This window comes from Anaeromicrobium sp. (assembly GCF_025210435.1).
Taxonomy (GTDB): Bacteria; Bacillota; Clostridia; order Peptostreptococcales; family Thermotaleaceae; genus Anaeromicrobium.
In genome coordinates this window covers 1-20,413 of the sequence record NZ_JAOART010000013.1, presented here as the reverse complement: position 1 = coordinate 20,413, position 20,413 = coordinate 1, and the positions used below count along the sequence as shown (strand labels likewise).

Here is a 20,413-nt window from a genome sequence, read left to right as displayed (position 1 = left end):
AGATGGGTTTTTACTTATCTGTTTTTTTATTTTCTATTTTACCTATATGAAGTATGATTTTTTTGGCTTTTATGAAGGAAAATGGCGCTTCTATGAAGAAATAATACTAGTGTGAGAGGGGGAATGAAAGATTTCTAGGAAACGTAAAAAAAATAATAAATTTAAATATTTTATATTTGCAATATTTATTAGTTTTTCTATTTTAAAAGTATGGCCCTTAGTTTTTTACTCAAATGATACCATTGTGGCTCAATACGGAAATCTACAGGTGATTGATTCTGTGGATGGATATATTATAAGGGATGAAAAGATAATTAAAGCAAATTATGAAGGGGAAATTAAATATTTTGCAGAAGATGGACAAAAGGTTGAAAATGGATATAAAGTATTAGAAATTCAAAAGGACAAAGTTGAAGATGAGACCCGCAAGAAATTAGAAATTATTAATCAAAGAATAAATAACTTAGAAAACGAAAAATTTTTTAAGACTGATATAGATAAATTAAATAAGGAGATAAATAATATAATAGAGGAAATACAAGAGAATTCTAAAAATAATAATGTGGAAAAAGTAATAGAATTGAAAAAACAACTAAAAATAAAATTAGATAAGAAGAATATAATAGCAGGGGATAAAAGTTTTTACAATAAGAATATTGATATGTTAAAAAAGGAACAAGAACAGTTAAAGACTAGAATAGATAATGATATTCAAATAATGAAAAGTCCTGTATCTGGTCTCATAAGTTATTATAGTGATGGTTTAGAGGATATATTTACTATTAATAATATGGCGGCAATAGACTTAGAAAAGGTAAAAGATGTCAAATATCATCCAACGAATTTGAGAGAATCTAAAAATGCCATAATTAATCAACCCTTATATAAAGTTGTAAATAATACTACCTGGTATGTGGCTGTTGAGGTAGATAATAAACAAATTGAGAATTATAAAGAAGGAAGAAGGGTAAAAATAAAAATTTCTGATAGTCAAGTGGAAGGAAAAATATACAGAATCATAAAGAATGAGGACGAATTTATTGTAATAACTAAAATAAATCAATACATGGAAGAATTTTATAAAATTAGACAGGTTAAAGCTGAAATATCAGTAATTGATTATGAGGGTCTAAAGATTCCAAAGGATTCCCTGTTGAAAAAAGATGGCATAGTAGGTGTATATGTATTAGATATAAATAGATATGCCGTGTTTAAAGAGGTGAGTATAGTAGGCTATAATGACCATGATGATTTTGTAATAATAAAGAGCAATTTCTTTTACAAAAAAGAAAATGAAGAAATAAAGACGGTAAAAACTGTAAAATTATATGATGAAGTTGTAAGAAATGGAGATAGGATAAGAGAAGGGCAAATTATATACTAGTTATTTGAAGGAGGATATGTATGAGTATAAAAGAAAATATAGAACATATAAGAAGAGAAATAAAAGAAGTTTGTAATAGGGTAAATAGAGAGTATGATGAAGTGACTTTGATTGGAGTAACCAAAACTATTGATTGTGAAAGAATCAGACAAGCATTAGATGATAAAATTGACCATGTTGGTGAAAATAAAGTTCAAGAAATTATGAATAAGTATGAAGAAATTAAAGATGCGAAAATACATATGATAGGCCACTTGCAGACAAATAAAGTTAAATATATAATTGATAAGGTGTCTTTAATCCATTCTTTAGATAGGTTGAGCCTTGCAAAGGAAATTAATAAAAGGGCTAAACAACATGGCATAATTATGGATACATTAGTTCAGGTTAATGTGGCCAATGAGGATACAAAATTTGGATTAAAGGTGGAGGAAGTTGAAAGATTTTTAGAAGAAATAAGGGACATGGAAAATATAAGGGTATTAGGACTTATGACCATAGCCCCATATGAAGAGGACTCAGAAAATGTAAGAATATATTTTAAGGAGTTAAAAAATATATTTGAAGAACTGAAAAATAAAGATTATTCAAATGTGCATATGAAATATTTGTCTATGGGAATGACAAATGATTATAAAGTTGCAATCGAAGAAGGTACTAACTTTGTAAGAATAGGAACCGGAATTTTTGGAGAACGAAATTATTATAAATAAGGAGGACGAAAATGAGCGGTAAGTTTGTTGATAAGGTAAAATATTTCATGGGATTAGATGATTATGATGAGGATGAGGAAATGATGGAGAAGCCTATAGAGGTAGAAGAAGAGGTAAAGACTATAAATAACAATAAAAAAGTGCTAAATATTCATACTAACTCACAGATGAAAGTTATGGTATGTGAGCCAGTTGAATTTGAAGAATGTCCTAAAATAGTAGATAATTTGAAAAATAGAAAACCTGTAATAATAAACTTAGAAAAATTAGATAATGATTTGGCAAAAAAAATATTTGATTTTTTAAATGGTGCCGTATACGCAGTAGATGGTAATATTCAAAAGATTTCTAAGGGGATTTTCATATTAGCTCCTAACAATGTGGATATAGGTGGGAACATAAGTGAAGAATTTAAAAACAAAGGTATTTTCCCATGGCAAAAATAATGATTTGGTGGTGAAGAAATGTACATGTTAAAGGTATCAGTTAATTATTTTTTTAGAGTAATAGAGTATTTAGTTATTGCAAGGATACTATTATCTTGGATAAGCAATAATCCCTATGGAGGTGTTTATGGCTTTTTACACCAAGTAACAGAACCTATATTGGCACCATTTAGGGAACTATCCTATAGAATCGGTTTAGGTGGGGGAATGATAGACTTATCTCCTATTTTTGTCATATTATTTCTACAATTGGTAAATGGATTAATAAATAGCATATTATAGAAAGTGTGATAACTTGATAGATAGAGATAGACTTTTAAATCATATAAGAGATTCAGAAGATAGACAAACAATGACTAAAATATTAAATAAAGCACAAAAGAGTTTGAAAAATTACATTGTATGTGCAACGGAATTTTATAGTCCCTATGAAATAAACATGGCCATACCCATAATTGATCAAATTCATGATATAAGCTACTTTATATATGGAGCATATGAAAATGCAGAGAGAAAAATTATGATTTTTTATCCATCCATATTTGAACTTACGAAGGAAGATTACCCTATAGGAATAATAAAGATAGAGGGGAATTTCAACAAAAGTACCTTAAGTCATAGGGATTTTTTAGGAGCCATATTAGGTCTTGGATTAAAAAGAGGAAAAATTGGAGACATTTTAATAGGTGAGAAAGAGACTTTAGTAATTGGATATAAGGAAATTAATGAGTTTATAAGGTTGAATTTAACAAAGATAGGAAGAAATAATATATCCATAGAACCTGTGGATTTGGATTATAAAATAGAAATAGAAGATAAATATAAGATGGTCACTTCTACTGTGGCCTCTTTAAGATTAGATAGTGTGGTGGCTACAGGATTTTCCATATCCAGAGGCATAGCTACTAAATTAATTAAAGGTGATAAGGTGAAGGTGAATTGGAAACTACAACCTCAGCCTTCAACACTAGTTTGTTCTGGTGATGTGATTTCTGTAAGAGGAAAGGGTAGAATCGAAGTTTTTCACGTGGGTGGAAAAACTAAAAAAGGTAGATATAAAGTCCAAATTAAGAAAATGATTTAGGGAGAGGATTTAATGATAACGCCACTAGATATACAAAATAAAGAATTTAGAAAGTCTATGAGGGGATATAAAGAAAGTGAAGTAGATGAATTTTTAGATGAAATCATTAATGACTATGAAAAATTATACAAAGAAAACAAAGAATTAAATGATAAAATTGAAATGGTACAAGAACAAATTAAAAAGTATGAAACCATAGAAAATACCTTAAGAGATACTTTGGTAGTAGCTCAAAGCACTGCAGAAGATATTGGATCTAATGCAAGAAAACAAGCAGAAATCATAGTACAAGAAGCAGAAGCCAGGGCTAAGGAAATAATAGGTGAAGCTAATAAGGAAGTTTTAAATATAAACAAGGAATATGAGCAAGCAAAGCAACAACTAAACATATTTAAAACTAGATTTAAGACCCTACTTGAATCTCAATTAGAAACTATGGAAAAAATAAGTGAAGAAATATAATAGGAGGCATAAGATGAAGAAGTTTGGAATTATAGGAGCAATGGATGAAGAAACAATTATAATCAAGGAAAAAATGGAAGTGAAAAATACCACTGACATGGCAGGTATGACCTTCCATGAAGGGACATTTTGTGGTAAAGATGTAGTTTTAGTAAGATGTGGTATCGGTAAGGTTAATGCAGCCATTTGCACTCAAATATTAATTAGCAAATTTCAAGTAGATACTATAATAAATACAGGAGTAGCAGGGGCTGTAGACTCCGAACTAAATATTGGAGATGTGGTAATATCTAATGATGTATTAGAACATGATTTTGATGTTACTAACTTTGGTGGATATAAGCTAGGACAAATTCCTAGAATGGATAAATGGATATTTGAAGCTGATGAAAGACTCATAGAAGCAGCTACTAAAGCTAGAGATGACATGGAGTATAATACAAAGGTAGGAAGGGTTTTATCAGGAGATGTCTTTGTGGCATGTAAAGATAAAAAGGCCTTTTTATGGAATGAATTTGAGGGTCTTTGTACAGAAATGGAAGGGGCTTCAATAGGTCATACATGTCATGTGAATAATGTACCATTTTTAGTAATAAGATCAATCTCAGATAAGGCAAATGGTGAGGCTACAGACAATTTTGGCGAATTTGTAAACAATGCAGCTAAAAATTCTATGAAAATGTTAGAGGGAATATTAAATTCATTATAGAAACAGAAAGAGTATGGCAAATGCCATGCTTTTTGTTTTTTCAGTGTGTTAACACACTGGAACTATATTGACATTATATAGCAAAATGATATAATGGATTTGGTAACAATGGAATAATATGTAACAAATAAAATTTAAAATGATGTAACGTTTAGGGAAAAGGGTGAAAAGCCCTTACTGTAGTCGTAACTGTATGCGAGGATGAAAATCAAAATATGCCACTGTCAAATAGATGGGAAGGCTTGATTTAAAGGTGATTCGTGAGTCAGGAGACCTAATGTTACATTCTTCCTAAATCCTTCGGCTTAAAGGAGAAGAAGATATATGATAATTAAGTATATAAGCACGTTAAATAAATGTTTGTATAATTCTAGACATATAATCCTCTTCCTAGTCGGAAGGGGATTTTTTACTTACGCAGTATTCATAAGAAGGGGGTATGGAATTTGAAAAAAATGAAGAAATTATCTTTTTTACTTGTTGTTATGTTAATTGTGTCTTTCATGTCAGGATGGAGCAATACAGGAAAAAGAGTTATAAGTAACATAAAAGATACAAATAAGACTACAGAAAAGTCAGAAGGAACAAAGGAACAATCAAAATCAGATGTTGTGGTAATTGATGGGGTTACATATGAGGGATATAAAGGACCTGTTCAAGGAGAAATTAAATACAAAGAAGGTAGACCAGCAGATGAAAATTCTAAATGTCGTAGAGCTTCAGGAGATATAGAAAGTCCCTATCAGGTGGATTTAGTGGTTACTACAAATTATGGAAATAAAAGATTATATGGAAAAAATGTAGGCCTTGTAAAAGATGAAGTAGGAATGGAAGTTTTGTTTAGAAATTTAGATATTCAAACTGCTTATGGAGGAGGATTTGTAAACTCTATTAACGGAATAGAGTCTAAATACACTTTCTTTACTGGTAAGGACAGAAAAAAGGAAGATTGGTTCTATTGGGTAAATGGAATTATGGCACCAATAGGAGTTGCAGAGTATAGACCTGAGCCTGGTGATGTGATTTGGTGGGATTATCATAATTGGAGCTATACCATGTTTGCACCAGCTGTAATAGGATCATATCCACAGCCCTTCAAAAGTGGTTTTTTTGGTAAAAACCCAGGAACTGTAATTATGTATACAGATAAATATAAAGCAGAAGCTGAAAAATTAAAGGAAAGCTTAATTAAAAAAGGCGTTAAGCAAGTAGATGTAGCAAGATATAATCCAACTGTTTTAGAGAAACCGAAGAAATATTATATGGTATTAGGGGTATGGGATGAATTAGCTAAGAAAAGTAAACTAATTAAAGATATTAATAGAAAGAATAAATTAATCGGAACCTATGTGAAATTTCAAGATGGAAAATTAAAAAGACTAAACTTTAAAGGAAAGACTATTTCATCTTATGACCATGCTGGTGCAGTATATGCTTATGCAGCAGGGTTAGGAAGTGTATGTCCAGTGTGGATGATTACAGGAACAGATGATGAAGGAGTGAAGAAGGCATTAGATGTACTTATTAATAATCCTGGGGCTATTGATAAATATTTTAGTGCTGTAGTATCGAAAAACGGAATAGAAAATGCACCTTCTATAAATTAAGGGATGTGAGAATAGTATGAAAAAAATAAGTGTTTTTTTTAGTATACTTATTTTTATGATTTTACTTATACCATTAGAAGAAGCATATGCTTCTTCTAATTTAGATGTTCATATAGAATCAGGATTTAATTTAAAATGTAAGGCAGGTGGAATAAATCCAGTAAAGGTTATAGTAGAATCAAAAGATAAAGAGTTTAAAGGAAATGTGAAAATAAATGTAGATGAAAGAATTTATACCTATAATGCAACTTTAGGGCCAAATACAAAGAAAGAACTTTTATTTTCAATTCCAATATTTAAAGAGAATGAAGATATTCTAGTTGAATTTGAAAACAAGGGACAAGTCATAGAAAGTAAAACCGTATCTCCAGATATTTTAGGAGAAAAAACTATTTTTATAGGGATTTTAAATGATACTCCTGAAAAAATCTATTATTTAGAAGAAATTAAAAATTATCTACCATCAAATAAAAATTTAGAAGTAATAACTCTAGACAAGGATATGAAGTACACTTTAAAGGAGATGGATAATTTAAATTTAATCCTAATAGACAATTTTAATACAGAAAATTTATCAAGGGAAAATCAAGATAATATGAAAAAATGGATACATAAGGGAAATGTTGCTTTAATAGGTGCAAATAAATATGAATATAAGACATTAACAGGAATATTTGAAGGAATAGATAAGACAAAGCAAATTGGAGATGGTTACATAATTCCTGTTAAAGAAGATTTAGAAAATAGTAATATTGAATTTATTAAAAATACCATAGAAAAGCACATAACTCCTAGGGCACTTTCTAAAGTCCTAGAAGGAAGCAATTTAGTAGTGAAAACTCAGGAATCAAAAAAATTATACCAAGCATTAGAACATTTATTAGAGCCAAGCTATAATAGTGTATTTTTTTTGGTAGCTTTTTTAATAATTTACTTCATATTAATGGGCCTATCTATTTATTTAGGAAAAAATAAATGGTTATTTACTTGCGTAATATTAAGTTTTTCTCTATTCTTTTATGGATTAGCCCTATGGGGAGGATTTCAAAAAAGTAAAGTAGTTGGAGCAGATATAAAAATTTATAAGGATGGAATCAGTTCATATGGTTTATCTAATATATATCCATATAAGGAAACAGAAGTATTAGCCCAGGTAGAGGCACCATTATTTATGGATAATGTAAATGATGAAGAATATTCAATAAATCCTATTGAAGGAAAAATAAAATATACAAGTGTTACAGAAAATAGTCCCTTGTCACTTTATAGTGAAGGATTTGAAGAATATAAGACAGAAAATATGAAGATGAATTTAGATGGAGAAATATTAAGTGGAGAAATTACAAATACATTGGCAGATAAAATGTATAATTGCTTTTTATTAGTAGGAGATACCATTATAAATATAGGAGACCTAGGCGGGAAAGAAAGAATAGATATTAATTATAGGTTAGATCATACATTAAGAAATCTAGGAGATTATAATTACCTTGAAAAAATCTATGAAGTTACAGAAATAGAGTCATATGAAAGGCAAATGTTTGAATATTATTTTTATAATATAAGGGACTATTCCTATGGAGTAAAATTAATAGGGTTTAGTAATGAAAATTCAAATTTAGAGATCAATGAAGAAAAGAGAAAATGTAATAAGGTAACTTGTAATGTGTTTAATGTAAGTATAGACAGTGACAAAGAAAATCATTATATTCCATCTGGAATAATTAGACCTATTATAGATTATGGTAACAATGAAAAGTCAAAAGAAAAGAATGAGTTTATTTTAGAAGAAGGAAAAGAAGTAAAAGCATACTATATTTTACCTAAAAATATAGAAGGGGAAGAAATGAAAATTTATTGTAAAGCCGATTCTAAAGATACTTACTTAGAAGTTTTTAGTAAAGGTACATGGGACCCTTTGATTTCATCAGAATTGAATAAAGAAAAATTGAAAAGCTATATTGAAAAAGGAATATTCATAATCAGAATAAGAGGAAATGGAAGAGTAATAATTCCACAAATTGAAATAATGGCAGGTGATAAAAATGCTTAAACTTATGGATATGAATAAAAGAAATAAAGGTATTATTATGTCCTATGTATTTATTCTAGCCATTATATTAATGAGTTATTTATTTATGGTTACTTTGAGAATTGATGGATATAGTCCTGAGCTTTATAAAAAAGCATATATCTACTTTACTACTTTTTCATTAGTATTATTTTCTGTCATGATTTCATTATGGGAAATAGATAAGGAAAAATATATAAAGATAGTATTTGATAGTGTTCTTTTCACAATTTCATCTACCCCATTAATTTTAATAATTTTTATGGTAGGAAAAATAAATGGTGTAAATATTTTGTTGCCCATATCTATTCAAGTCCTATGGGGAATGGTTATTTTGAGTATGAAAAAAATGATAAATAGTACGAAAATCCATAAAACATGGAAATCTTTTTCTTTAGTTATGTTTATTTTTGTCATAATCATTTTAAGTAGTATATTTTTGTTCTTTTATAGCCAATATGGACAATTGGTTATTACTACCATCTATGACAAGGATATTCCAAGTATATTCTTTTTAAATCCAGTTGTGTCCATATTAGGAACATTGCATACACAGGTTGGTGGATCAAATCAAATGGGTATTGTGCCTATTGTCATATATTTCATATTTTGGACATGTGTAGCTACTATTGGATTTTTTTTAGGAAGCAAATTTCAAAAAACACCAAGGGGTGTAGCCTATGAAGAAAAATAAAATTGACATTATTTTAAGTAAACTAAGAAGAAAGATATGGATAGGAAATATACTAAAAAGCTTAATAAATGGAGTTTTAATTTCTAGTATTGGATTTTTATTCATCACTATAGTAGCACATATAACACCTATAGTTTATGTTTTTAATAAGGCCTTTATTTTAATCACTTCTATTATTATTTTAGGAATTATAGTAGGTGTTTTAAGGCGTCCTAGTATAGTTAAAACGGCACTTATAGGTGATAAACTAGGGTTAAAAGAAAGGCTTGAAACATATTTAGAATTTAAAGATAAAGATAGCTTTATTTGTGAAATGTTTATAGAAGAGGCTGAGGATAGCTTAGAGAATTTTAATGTACTAAAAAAGTATAAGCTTAATATACAATGGAAAAAAGTACTTATTAGTTCCTTAGTATGTGCCTTGTCTGTTGGCATTTATTTTGTTCCATCATTATCAATGAACAAGGCAATAGAAAAGGAACATATAAACAAGGAACTAAAAGAAGAAGGAAAAAATGTTTCTGAACTTAAGAAAAATATTGAAGAAGATGAAGATATAGGTGAAGATCATAAGAAAGAGATTCTTTTGAGTTTAGACGATCTTGAAAAAAAGCTAAATAAAAGCTTTGATTACAATGAAGCAGCATTACAAGTATCAGATATGGAAAAAAAACTTAAAAAAATCAATAATGAAATGACTAGAAGTAATATGAAAAGTATAGCAGGAATTTTTAATGGATTAGACAATGAATATGTTCCATTAGAAGAAATGTTTCAGACAGGAGATTTAGATAGTTTTAATGCTCTAAAAGATAAGAAATTTACAACTAAAGAGCAAGAGACTATTTCTGAAAACATAAAAAAAATGGAAAAATTAAATAAAAATTATAATTCCAAAGAGAAAGAAATGTTAAATGAAATAAAAACAGCTCTAGAAGATAAAAAACTTACAAGTGATAAACTAGAAGATATTATAGAAAATAATGACAAAAAAATTGACAAGTTTGCAAAGGATACGGAAACAAAGCTTAAAAGTATGAAGGAAAGATTATTGGCAAAAGGAAATGAAGGCTTTAAAGGCTTGGGAGGAGAAGAAAAGGGGTCTGATTTTGCAAAGGGACAAAATGATGATTACGAAAATGGTGAAATAAATAATAAAAAATCAGAGGAAATGGCTATTGGTAATGGTGGAAATAAAAGTATTAAAAGTTCAAGTGGTGTAGGTGGAAGTGGCATAGGTGGAGATAGTGAAGATACTATACCTAAGGAAGGTGAAGTAGATAAAAAGGATGAAGCTACACGATTAGGAGAAGATGGAACCAATATATCTAATGTAGAAGGTAATTGGCACAATGAGGGAAATATAACAAATAAATATTCAGAGAATGTAATAGAAGTAAAGGGAGAATTTAAATCTATGGATCATATGTATAATACATTCAAGAAAGAAGGAATGGATTATATATCAAAACAGGAAATACCATTAGAACACAGACAACTAGTAATAGAATACTTCAACAAATTAAATAGGGGGCAGCAAAATGGAGGAAATGGTTATTAAAAATTTTCAAGATGACTTTGACTTAATTGTTAGAGAAATAAAAAAACAAATTGTAGGACAGGATGAGATAATAAAAATGGTACTAACAGGTATTGTTGCAGGAGGAAATGTTTTAATGGAAGGGGCACCAGGACTTGGAAAAACTGTTCTTGTAAAGACTTTTTCAAAGGTTTTGGACATGCCCTTTTCAAGAATTCAGTTTACACCAGATCTAATGCCTGTAGATATAACAGGAACTGTAATGATTAATAAAAAGGAAGATGGAATAGAATTTGAATTTGAAAAGGGACCCATATTCAGTTCTATCGTACTTGCAGATGAAATAAATAGAGCCACACCTAAAACACAAAGTGCTCTCCTAGAAGCAATGCAAGAAAAGACAGTAACAGTGGGAAAAACTACATACCAATTAGAAGAACCATTTTTTGTACTGGCAACAGAAAATCCTCTAGAAATGGAAGGAACCTATTCTCTTCCAGAAGCTCAGCTTGATAGATTCATGTTTAAATTAAATATAAGCCTTCCCAAAATGGAAGATTTATTTAAAATCATGGATTTGACAGTAGATGGTAATGATGAACCTAAATTACGAAAATGTGCGACAAGGGAAAAAATATTAGCTATGAAAAAAATGGCTATGAAACTTCCTATAGTTGCAAGTGTAAAAGAAAAGGCTATAAAAATCATGCTTCAAACTCATCCTGATAGAACAGATATTCAGATGGTAAGAGACTATGTAAAATGTGGAGTAAGCCCTAGAGGTATACAGTCCATAATAGCTGCAGCTAAGGTAAAGGCATTATCAGAAGGAAGATTTCATGTTGCACTAGATGATATTTACCATATGGCATCTTCATGTTTAAGACATAGGATATTCCTTAACTTTAAGGCAATGGCTGATAATATTACTCCAGATATTATATTAAGAGAAATATTAAAGAAGGTGAAGTGATTTGGAAAAATTTCTAAGAGAAATAGAAAATCTAAAGATTTCACCTAAAAAGAAACTCCTAAAAGGAGGAAAGGGAAATTATAAGGGAAAAGGATTTGGAAATTCATTAGATTTTCATGGTCATAGGGAATATTCATTAGGAGATGATATTAGGAAAATTGACTGGAAAGCCTATGCTAAAACAGAAAAATTCTATATAAAAGAATTTACAGAAGAAAGACAAATGCATGTGAATGTAATAGTAGACAATAGTGCATCAATGAATTTTGGAACTCCTAACAAGTTAGAGATAGGAAAAATGATTTCCTTAGGAATAAGCTATTTGACATTAAATCAAATGGATAATCTAAGCTTTTATACATTAAATAATAAGCTTAATAATATTCAAAGAAACATAAGAGGAAAAGAGTATTTTTATAGACTTACCCAAGATGTTTCAAATATTAAGTTTGAAGAAATTACAGATTTTAGTTCTATTTTCAATATGGATACCTTCATGTCTGGCATGACATTTATTATCTCTGATTTTTTTGGAAAAGAAATAGAAAAAATTTTAGACTTTCTATGTTCAAAGGGACAGGAAGTAATTGCTATACATGTACTCTCATCTTCGGAAATTGATCCAGATTATGGAGAAGAGTTAAAGCTTATAGATATGGAGACGGGAAGTGTTAGAAGAATTCAATTTAATCCTAAAATAAAAAAACTATATAGGGATAAAATGAAAAGTTTTATAGAAGAATGTAAAAATGCTTGTAACACAAGGGACGTAAAATATGTATTAGCCCCAACAGATACTTCACCTACTAAAATCTTATTAAAGGCGTTAGGGGGTTTTTAAATGAAATTATTAAATCCTTTAGGCTTACTTTTTTCCTTTCTTTTACCTATTATTGTACTTTTGCACTTTAAGAAGAAACAAATTATAGAGCAAAAAATTTCAAATATAGCTCTTTGGGATGAAGTATTAAAGGAAGTAGAAGGGGTAAAATCAAGAAAAATAAATAAATACTTTCTTTTAATTATACAGATTTTAATTGGGATATTCATAGTTGCTGCCCTCTCAAAGCCCATATGTATCAAAGGTTTTAGCGGAGATGAAATAACATTAGGAATTGATTGTTCCATAATGATGAAAGCTGAGGAAAAGGGAAAAACACACTTTCAATTAGGTAAGGAAAAAATAAATGAATATATTAATAATTTAGATGATACTACAAGGATTAATCTTGTTTTATTAAAGAAAAGAAGTGGAATTTATTTAAAAGATTCAACAAAGGAAGACATAAAAAAAGCACTCAAAGGAATTTCATGTAGCAATGAAGAGTTAAATATTGATAATGCTTCTAAAATTCTAAGTACAGTTGAAGGGAAAAAGATCATTATTACAGATAAGGATTTATCTTTAGGAGACAGAATTATAAAAGTTGGAAATGAGTTTGAGAATATAGGGATCACAGATGTGAATTATGACTATTATAGTAACACTATTTTGTGTAGGATAAAAAATTATGGGAAAAGAGAAGAAACTGTAGTAGTAAGCATAGTAAATGATCAAGGGAAAAAAGATTTACAAAGGATTAATATAGATTCAAATAAGGAAAAACATATAAGTTTTCAAGTTTTTAAGGATTCAAAATTAGTGACTTTACATATAGAAAATAAGGATATGTTCAGTGAAGATAACAAGTTTACAGTGCCATTAGAAGATAAAAAGAAGGTACTATTAATAGGAAAAAACTTTTTTCTAGAAAAAGCACTTTTAAGTATCCCTTATATAAAAGCTGAATTTATAAATGAATGGGATGAAAGTAAAAGGGCCTATGATCTATATGTTGTAGATAAAGAAATGGATATTGAAAAACTGCCAAAGGAAGGGCATGTTTGGAATATGCATCCTAAGCTTACGGCTGGAGAGACTGAAAATATTTCAAAATTAAATGTTGTAAATGATGAGTTTTCTAAAAATTTAAATATGAATGGTATGTATACTGAAAAAATAAAATTTTTAAAAGAACGAGAAGGATATGAACCTATTTTACAATGTGACAAAAAAAACATAATGATATGTGGAATGGAAAATGAACAAAAGAGAATTTATAGTACTATGGATTTTAGAAAAACAAATTTAGTTATGACGCCAAACTTTCCAATATTTATAAACAATACGATAGACTGGCTTTTAGATGGGAATAAAATATCTTATAAAGGTAATCCACCTTTAAAGCTTGTAACAGGAGAAAGCTACAAAAATATAGAAAGTAAAAACTTAAAAACTAAAACGGCTGTATTTGATTTTGCAGAAATACTAGGAATATTAGTACTAGTTTTTATGGTTATTGAATGGGAGGTGTACAGGCGTGCATCTTAATACTCAGATAGATATAAAAATAATTATTTTTTCAATTCTTATTTTAGGATATTTCATATTTCAAGGATTTCGTTTTTATAATTTGTTTCCCAAAAGGAAATTTTGGACATGGATTGTTTTAAGAGTCCTAGGGATTATATGTATTGTCCTTGTGTTAATGAAGGCAGAAATAGTATTGACCAGTCATAATACAACCACATTATTTTTAGTAGACAGGTCCCTAAGTGTAGATGAAAGGAAATCAGAAATAGAGGAATATGTAAATAATGAGATAAAAGATAAAAAATCAAAAGAAAGCATAGGAATAATAACCTTTGGAAAGGAACCAATGATAGAATTTCCTATTTCAGAAGAAATAAAGAACATAAGACTAGAAACAAAACCAGATGCTGAATTTACCAATATACAAAGGGCCTTAGAATTTGCAATAGAGTATTTTCCAAAAGATAAAAACAAAAGGTTGGTAATCTTTACAGATGGAAAAGAAAATATGGGTGATTCTTTAAATGTTATTCATAGTTTCAAAGAAGAAAATATAAATGTTGTAGTTTATCTATTAAAATCAAAAAACAGAAAAGACGTTCAGCTTACTAATTTTAATATTCCAGCTAATATCCATAAGGGAGAAAGGGTACCAATTACATTAACAGTTAATTCAAGCCTTATAACAGATGGAACATTTTATCTTTTTAATAGTAATGAAAAAATATTAAAAAAGGAACTTCATGTCAAAAAGGGAATAAACAACTTCGAATTTAAAATTCCTATTATTAAAAATGGAAGTATTGATTTTAGAGGGGAAATAAAATTTAAAGGAGATACAAATTTAAAGAACAACATATTTACAAAAACAATAGTTGGAAAGGATAAGCCTAAGATTTTAGTAATTGGAGATGAAGATGATACTAAAAATTTACATGAAATATTAAGAAATTCAGAAATAAACTATGAGAACTATTCACCAAAACAGGTTCCTCGTACCATAGAGTTTTTATCTGGCTTTGACACCATATGTTTAGTAAATGTATCCCACGAAGATTTGACTGAGGATTTTGAAACGAAATTAGATATATGTGTAAAAGAACAGGGAACGGGGTTAGTAGTAGTAGGTGGAGAAAAAACATTTGCCCTTGGAGGATATAAAGGGACAACACTTGAAAAAATCCTTCCAGTAAAAAGCACTATGAAAGGAAATAAAAAACAACCTAATACGGGATTAGTACTAATTATAGATGCATCAGGAAGTATGGATGATGAAAGTGGAGGTATAAAAAAGATTGAGATGGCAAAGGAAGCAGCCATGAGATCTATAGAAATTTTAGAATCAGATGATTATGCAGGAGTCTTAGCTTTTTCTGATAGAGTAGAATGGATTGTACCCTTTGGACAGGCAAAGGATAAGGAAAAGATAAAGAAGCATATAGGAAAGTTAGGCTCAAGAGGAGGAACCCTTATAAAACCTGCCCTACAAAAAAGCTTAGAAACACTAGGAAATGCAGATACAAAGGTAAAGCATATTATTCTTCTAACAGACGGACAAGGAGAAAAGAAAGGTTATGAAGAAATAATAAATGGATTTAAAAATAATGAAATTACAGTATCCACCGTTGCTTTTGGAAAGGACTCAGATAGGAAATTACTAGAGGGTATAAGCAAGAATACAAAGGGAAGAAATTATTATTCAGTAGATTTTCACAGTATTCCAGAAATATTTGCAAGGGAAACTTATTTAGCTACTAAAAAGTATATAAACAACAGAGAATTTACACCACAGATAGTAAATGAAGCAGAATTTTTCAAGAATAAGCCCATTCCTAAATTAAAGGGGTATATGGGAACAGGAATTAAAAGTGAAGGAAATCTTGTTTTAAAGAGTGATATGGATGATCCTATACTTGCTCATTGGAAATACGGATTAGGGAATGTAGTAGTATGGACTGCAGATTTAAATGGAAAATGGAGTCATGAATGGATAAGGTGGAGTGGACTTAAAAACCAATGGAGTAGCATCATCAACTATTGTTTACCTCAGTATAGTGGGAAAGACATGAATATAGACATAACTCAAAAGGGTGCAAGTGTAAATGTATTTGTAGATACAGGTGTAAAGGATTCGGATCAAATGGTTCAACTTCTAATTCAAGGAGGTAAAAATTCTAAAGAAGAAATTATATTGAATCAAGTAATGGCAGGAAAATTCAAGGGCCATTTTAATTTAGATAAAAAAGGAGATTATGCCCTTAATTTTAGACTTATTAAAGATAATGAAATTATAAAGAATACAAAGAGAATAATCTATCTTGATTATTCTCCTGAGTATGCACTAGATGATTCTAAAAATACATATCTATATCGAAATGCTTCTATGATTCACAAAGGTACAAAATTATTTAATTTACCTATAAAAAGAAAAAATAGGTCTAATACACCTTTAGACTTTATTTTACTTCCCATAGCCCTATTATTTTTTATAGGTGATATATGGGTGAGGAAAAGATAAAAAAAGGAGTGTGTAAAATGAAAAGAACAAAGTTTCTATTATGTATGTTGGTATGTTTTTTGATGATGTTCAATTTATGTTTCTTTAGTGTGTATGCTACAGAGTCAAAGGTTACTAGAGATGATGTGTATAAGGCTGCACAAAAGACCATTAAGTATTATAATGATACGTACAAAGAAAATAAATATGCTGGAATTCTTGATTGGCCAGCACTAGGATTATTTGGATTTGGAGAAGATATTAGTGGTCCAAAGTGGACTGTAGATGGAAAAAATGGACCATATTTTAGAGAACAACAAGTAAAAGAAGCAAAGGTAGAGCCAGGATATTATGATAATGCTTTAAGATCAGGAGTAAATACAGATTATCAAAGAACCATTATAGGTGTATGTGCTGCAGGAAAGGACCCTAGAAACTTTGGAGGAAAAAATCTAGTAGAGATTGAAAAAAGTACGATGCTTCCAAGTGGGCACTTTGCAGATTCTGTAATGGACAATAAAACGGGACTTCCAGTGGGAGAAGATTTAGTTAATGCCCATATATTTGGAATTATTGCTCTTCACTGCGCAGGAGAACCAATTCCAAATAGAGATATGTGTCTATATTGGCTGGAAGATCAACAGAATTTAGATGGAGGATTCAGCTTTGATGTAAAATACTTTGATGATCCAGAAGATTATAAACTAGTCCAATCAGATGTGGATATGACTGCTGCTGGACTTATGGCTTTTGCCATATTAGGAGAAGATGAAAGTAATCCAAATGTGAAAAAAGCATTAGATTTTCTTCATAGCAAACAACTAGACAATGGAGGTTTTGAATCCTGGGGAACTGTAAATCCTGAGAGTTGTGCATGGGCTATTCAAGGCATTAGACTTATAGGACAAGACCCTATGGGTCATAATTGGACTACAAAATCAGGAGAAAATCCTGTTAGTGCCATCCTTAAATTCCAAGTAAAAGATGGAAGCTTTACACATGTATTGAATGAAGAAGATAATCTACCTATATATAGCAATGGTATGTCAACAGAACAAGCTTTATATGGCATGGCAGATGCATACAATGAAAAGGGTGCATATGACCTTTTATATGAAAAGTATAGACTAGAAGCCCAAAAGCATTTGTTCAAGGATTTCAAACCAGGTCAATTTGGTTTTAAGGAAACAGCAGACTTAGTTTATGATTATGTTTTATATCCATATGAAGATGGAACTTTTAAACCCAATGATCCTATAAGAAAAGAGGATCTTTCTAAATGGATGAAAAAAGCCTTTGATTTGAAGGAAGATATAAATATAAAGAAGGATACGGTTACAGGAGAGGAATTCATGGTAATCCTTGTGAATGCCCTAAGATTAGAAGGAGAAGGATATTTACAAATAGCAAAGGAAAAAGGATGGATTTATCCTGAATTTAATATTGAAAATAATGTAAATAGAGCTCAATGTGCTTGGACTTTAGGACAAATCAAAAACAAAGTAGAGAAATAGAATTTTGTAAAATAATAGAAAATCAAATAAAATATTGTATAAATATGTATAATATGTTAAAATTTATCATGCATTGATACTTAAAATTAAATAGATAATTTTTAGGTTCTTTGATTCAGATCAAAGATTAAAAGGGAATTGGGTGAAAATCCCAAACGGTCCGGCCACTGTAAGTGGGGAGTGACCTTTCAATATGCCACTGAGAAATTCTTGGGAAGGCGAAAGGAAGCTATGATTCACAAGTCAGGAGACCTGCCTAGAAGTTTTAGCATTTAACCTTCCGAGGAAAGGGACTGTGCAAGGTAGAAGAAAATTTTACTAGTATGTTATTGGTAATATTTACAAATAAAACCTTGGCTTTCATGGAAAAGTCAAGGTTTTTTATTATTTATATATTTTAACAAGGTCTACAAGAGAATGTTTTTTAAAGACTTTGTTTTATATGAATTCATCTAGGTATAAGCAGTAAGTAAATCTTGAAAGTAGAAAGGAGTAGGTTGAAAAAGGATTAGAAATTTAGGTCCAATTGAATTTCATACTTAGCTAACCTTAAAAAAGGAGGAGAAGAAGTGAAAAGTAACAAAAATATATTGGCATTTATTCTAATATTTATGATGTTGTTCTCAAATGTCACCCCTGTCCTTGCAGCAGAAATCAATAAACCACTTACTATGTCACAGGTAAGTGTAAAAAACTTTGAAAACAATAAAGATGCTGAAGTTGAATTGAGAGTAGAGAATACTACTAATAAAGACATAGTAGCAAAGCTTATAGTGGGGCTTTATGAAAGTACCTCTAATAAGATGATTACATATAATTATGTATCAGATACAATTGGTGCAAATCAAGTGAAAAATTGGGGTACTTGTATTCCGGTTCCAAGTGAAGGAGAATATAAAATCAAAGCCTTCGCTTGGGATAAGATGGACAAGCCTACAACAATTAGTAATATGGTTCTTATCAATAAAGAAAAACCGGTATTAACAGTAGCGGAACAAGTATATACAGCTATTAACAAAACGGCTGCTTATCAAATAGAAAATACAAATGATCCAGGTATAGGAACTATTGGAGGCGACTGGACAGTATTTTCTCTTGCAAGAGCAAACTATCAAGTGCCTGAAAACTATTATGAAAATTACTATTCAAAAGTTTTACATAAGGCAAAAGCAGAACATGCTAAACAAGGAAACAGATGGGATAATAAAGTAACAGATGTTGAAAGAGTTGCTATTGGGCTTACAGCAATAGGAAGAAATCCTGAAAATGTGGATGGAATCAACTTACTTGATTATATTTGGAACAAAGGTGGAAATTTCCCTAACATCAAACCTGATGGTGTGCTAGGACATAGACAAGGAGCTAATGAGTTAGTATTTGCACTTCTTGCCCTAGATACAAAGAATTATAAACAATCTGATAATGCAACCATTACAAGAGATGAAATCATAAATAGAATACTTAATGAATATCAGCTTGAAAGTGGTGGATTTGGACTTAATGATAAAACTACAATGAGCCTGGATATTACGGGTATGGCAATTCAAGCGTTAGCGCCTTATTATGATAAAAAGCCTGAGGTAAAAATAGCTATTGACAAAGCAATTACAGTTTTATCTAATAAGCAAGGATCTGATGGCAAATATTTAATTAATTTTGGTGAAAATAAAGCAAAAACATTAGAAAGCATTGCACAAGCTATTGTTGCTTTAACTGCAATGGATATAGATCCTCATACAGATAAGAGATTTGTAAAAAATGAAAACAGCTTAATTACTGCCTTGTTAACTTTCTATGATGAAAATGGTGGCTTTAAACATATTGTAGGTGGTAAGATAAATCCTATAGCTACGGATCAAGGATTATATGCTCTCGTTGCTTATGATAGATTTAAAGAAGGTAAAAATAGTCTTTATAATATGGACGATGTTCAGTCAATAAATATAAAGCCAGTACAACCAGTAATAACAACAAACTTAGCAAATAAAACAGTAGATAAAGAGGAATTTACATTTACTGTTAGTGCAAAGGATAGTTCTGATAAAAAAATAGAGCCTGTTGTAATAGTAAACAGTGTAGAAAAGAAAGGTACAAATGATTCATATAAGGTTATATTAAAAAAAGGAAAAAATGTTATAAAGGTAATAGCAACAGATAGTGAAGGTCATAAAGAAGAAAAGATATTTACAATAAACTATGAAGAAAAAGCACCAGTAGGTAAGGTAAAGTTATCAATAGAAAAAAGAACGATAGGTAAGGGAGACCCCCTTTCTCTAACAGAGGTAGATCTTTATGAAAAGGATACTCCATGGGATGTACTTAAAAGAATAACAGATGAAAAGGGAATAAAAATTAAACATACCTAT

The 20,413-nt window shown here is 29.8% G+C and carries 17 protein-coding genes and 2 riboswitches; all 17 genes read left to right on the top strand.

All coding sequences use genetic code 11. The features are described from left to right. Window positions 1-130: 130 nt before the first annotated feature. Entirely contained in the window at window positions 131-1,384 is a 1,254-nt protein-coding gene (locus N4A57_RS01295; protein ID WP_293655595.1) for an HlyD family efflux transporter periplasmic adaptor subunit, read from the top strand. A 20-nt stretch (window positions 1,385-1,404) separates the two neighbouring features. Then, window positions 1,405-2,097: a YggS family pyridoxal phosphate-dependent enzyme gene (locus N4A57_RS01290; RefSeq protein ID WP_293655563.1), complete on the top strand. Its 693-nt coding sequence runs from the start codon at window positions 1,405-1,407 to the stop codon at window positions 2,095-2,097. 11 nt (window positions 2,098-2,108) lie between these two features. Continuing rightward, a complete protein-coding gene (locus N4A57_RS01285) occupies window positions 2,109-2,543 on the top strand; it encodes a cell division protein SepF (RefSeq protein ID WP_293655562.1) in 435 nt (144 codons plus the stop codon). A gap of 18 nt (window positions 2,544-2,561) precedes the next feature. After that, window positions 2,562-2,825: a YggT family protein gene (locus N4A57_RS01280; protein WP_293655560.1), complete on the top strand. Its 264-nt coding sequence runs from the start codon at window positions 2,562-2,564 to the stop codon at window positions 2,823-2,825. A gap of 13 nt (window positions 2,826-2,838) precedes the next feature. Continuing rightward, a complete protein-coding gene (locus N4A57_RS01275; protein WP_293655559.1) occupies window positions 2,839-3,627 on the top strand; it encodes a YlmH family RNA-binding protein in 789 nt (262 codons plus the stop codon). Window positions 3,628-3,639: 12 nt separating this feature from the next. Continuing rightward, entirely contained in the window at window positions 3,640-4,089 is a 450-nt protein-coding gene (locus N4A57_RS01270; protein ID WP_293655558.1) for a DivIVA domain-containing protein, read from the top strand. A 13-nt stretch (window positions 4,090-4,102) separates the two neighbouring features. After that, window positions 4,103-4,798, top strand: coding sequence for a 5'-methylthioadenosine/adenosylhomocysteine nucleosidase (locus tag N4A57_RS01265; protein ID WP_293655557.1), 696 nt, complete (start codon window positions 4,103-4,105; stop codon window positions 4,796-4,798). Window positions 4,799-4,929: 131 nt separating this feature from the next. Beyond that, a riboswitch (cobalamin riboswitch) is annotated at window positions 4,930-5,094 on the top strand. 159 nt (window positions 5,095-5,253) lie between these two features. After that, window positions 5,254-6,405 carry a DUF4430 domain-containing protein gene (locus tag N4A57_RS01260; protein WP_293655594.1) on the top strand — a complete coding sequence of 384 codons (1,152 nt, stop codon included), beginning with the start codon at window positions 5,254-5,256 and terminating at the stop codon, window positions 6,403-6,405. Between the two features lie 16 nt (window positions 6,406-6,421). Then, entirely contained in the window at window positions 6,422-8,458 is a 2,037-nt protein-coding gene (locus N4A57_RS01255; RefSeq protein ID WP_293655556.1) for a hypothetical protein, read from the top strand. Further along, window positions 8,451-9,170, top strand: coding sequence for a hypothetical protein (locus N4A57_RS01250; protein ID WP_293655555.1), 720 nt, complete (start codon window positions 8,451-8,453; stop codon window positions 9,168-9,170). The genes N4A57_RS01255 and N4A57_RS01250 overlap by 8 nt, the downstream gene beginning before the upstream one ends. After that, the gene (locus N4A57_RS01245; protein ID WP_293655553.1) at window positions 9,157-10,731 is read left to right on the top strand and encodes a hypothetical protein; all 1,575 of its coding nucleotides are present in this window, start codon (window positions 9,157-9,159) and stop codon (window positions 10,729-10,731) included. The genes N4A57_RS01250 and N4A57_RS01245 overlap by 14 nt, the downstream gene beginning before the upstream one ends. Next, window positions 10,712-11,683, top strand: a complete 972-nt coding sequence (locus N4A57_RS01240; RefSeq protein ID WP_293655551.1) for an AAA family ATPase — start codon at window positions 10,712-10,714, stop codon at window positions 11,681-11,683. The genes N4A57_RS01245 and N4A57_RS01240 overlap by 20 nt, the downstream gene beginning before the upstream one ends. A 1-nt stretch (window position 11,684) precedes the next feature. After that, the gene (locus N4A57_RS01235) at window positions 11,685-12,524 is read left to right on the top strand and encodes a DUF58 domain-containing protein (protein ID WP_293655550.1); all 840 of its coding nucleotides are present in this window, start codon (window positions 11,685-11,687) and stop codon (window positions 12,522-12,524) included. Next, the gene (locus tag N4A57_RS01230) at window positions 12,525-14,054 is read left to right on the top strand and encodes a BatA domain-containing protein (RefSeq protein WP_293655549.1); all 1,530 of its coding nucleotides are present in this window, start codon (window positions 12,525-12,527) and stop codon (window positions 14,052-14,054) included. After that, window positions 14,044-16,554 carry a VWA domain-containing protein gene (locus tag N4A57_RS01225; protein WP_293655548.1) on the top strand — a complete coding sequence of 837 codons (2,511 nt, stop codon included), beginning with the start codon at window positions 14,044-14,046 and terminating at the stop codon, window positions 16,552-16,554. The genes N4A57_RS01230 and N4A57_RS01225 overlap by 11 nt, the downstream gene beginning before the upstream one ends. A 17-nt stretch (window positions 16,555-16,571) precedes the next feature. Further along, window positions 16,572-18,047 (top strand): prenyltransferase/squalene oxidase repeat-containing protein, encoded by a 1,476-nt coding sequence (locus tag N4A57_RS01220; RefSeq protein WP_293655547.1) that lies wholly within the window; start codon window positions 16,572-16,574, stop codon window positions 18,045-18,047. A gap of 86 nt (window positions 18,048-18,133) precedes the next feature. Continuing rightward, a riboswitch (cobalamin riboswitch) is annotated at window positions 18,134-18,321 on the top strand. A 295-nt stretch (window positions 18,322-18,616) separates the two neighbouring features. After that, a partial coding sequence (locus N4A57_RS01215) for a prenyltransferase/squalene oxidase repeat-containing protein (protein WP_293655545.1) occupies window positions 18,617-20,413 on the top strand: 1,797 nt, incomplete at its 3' end.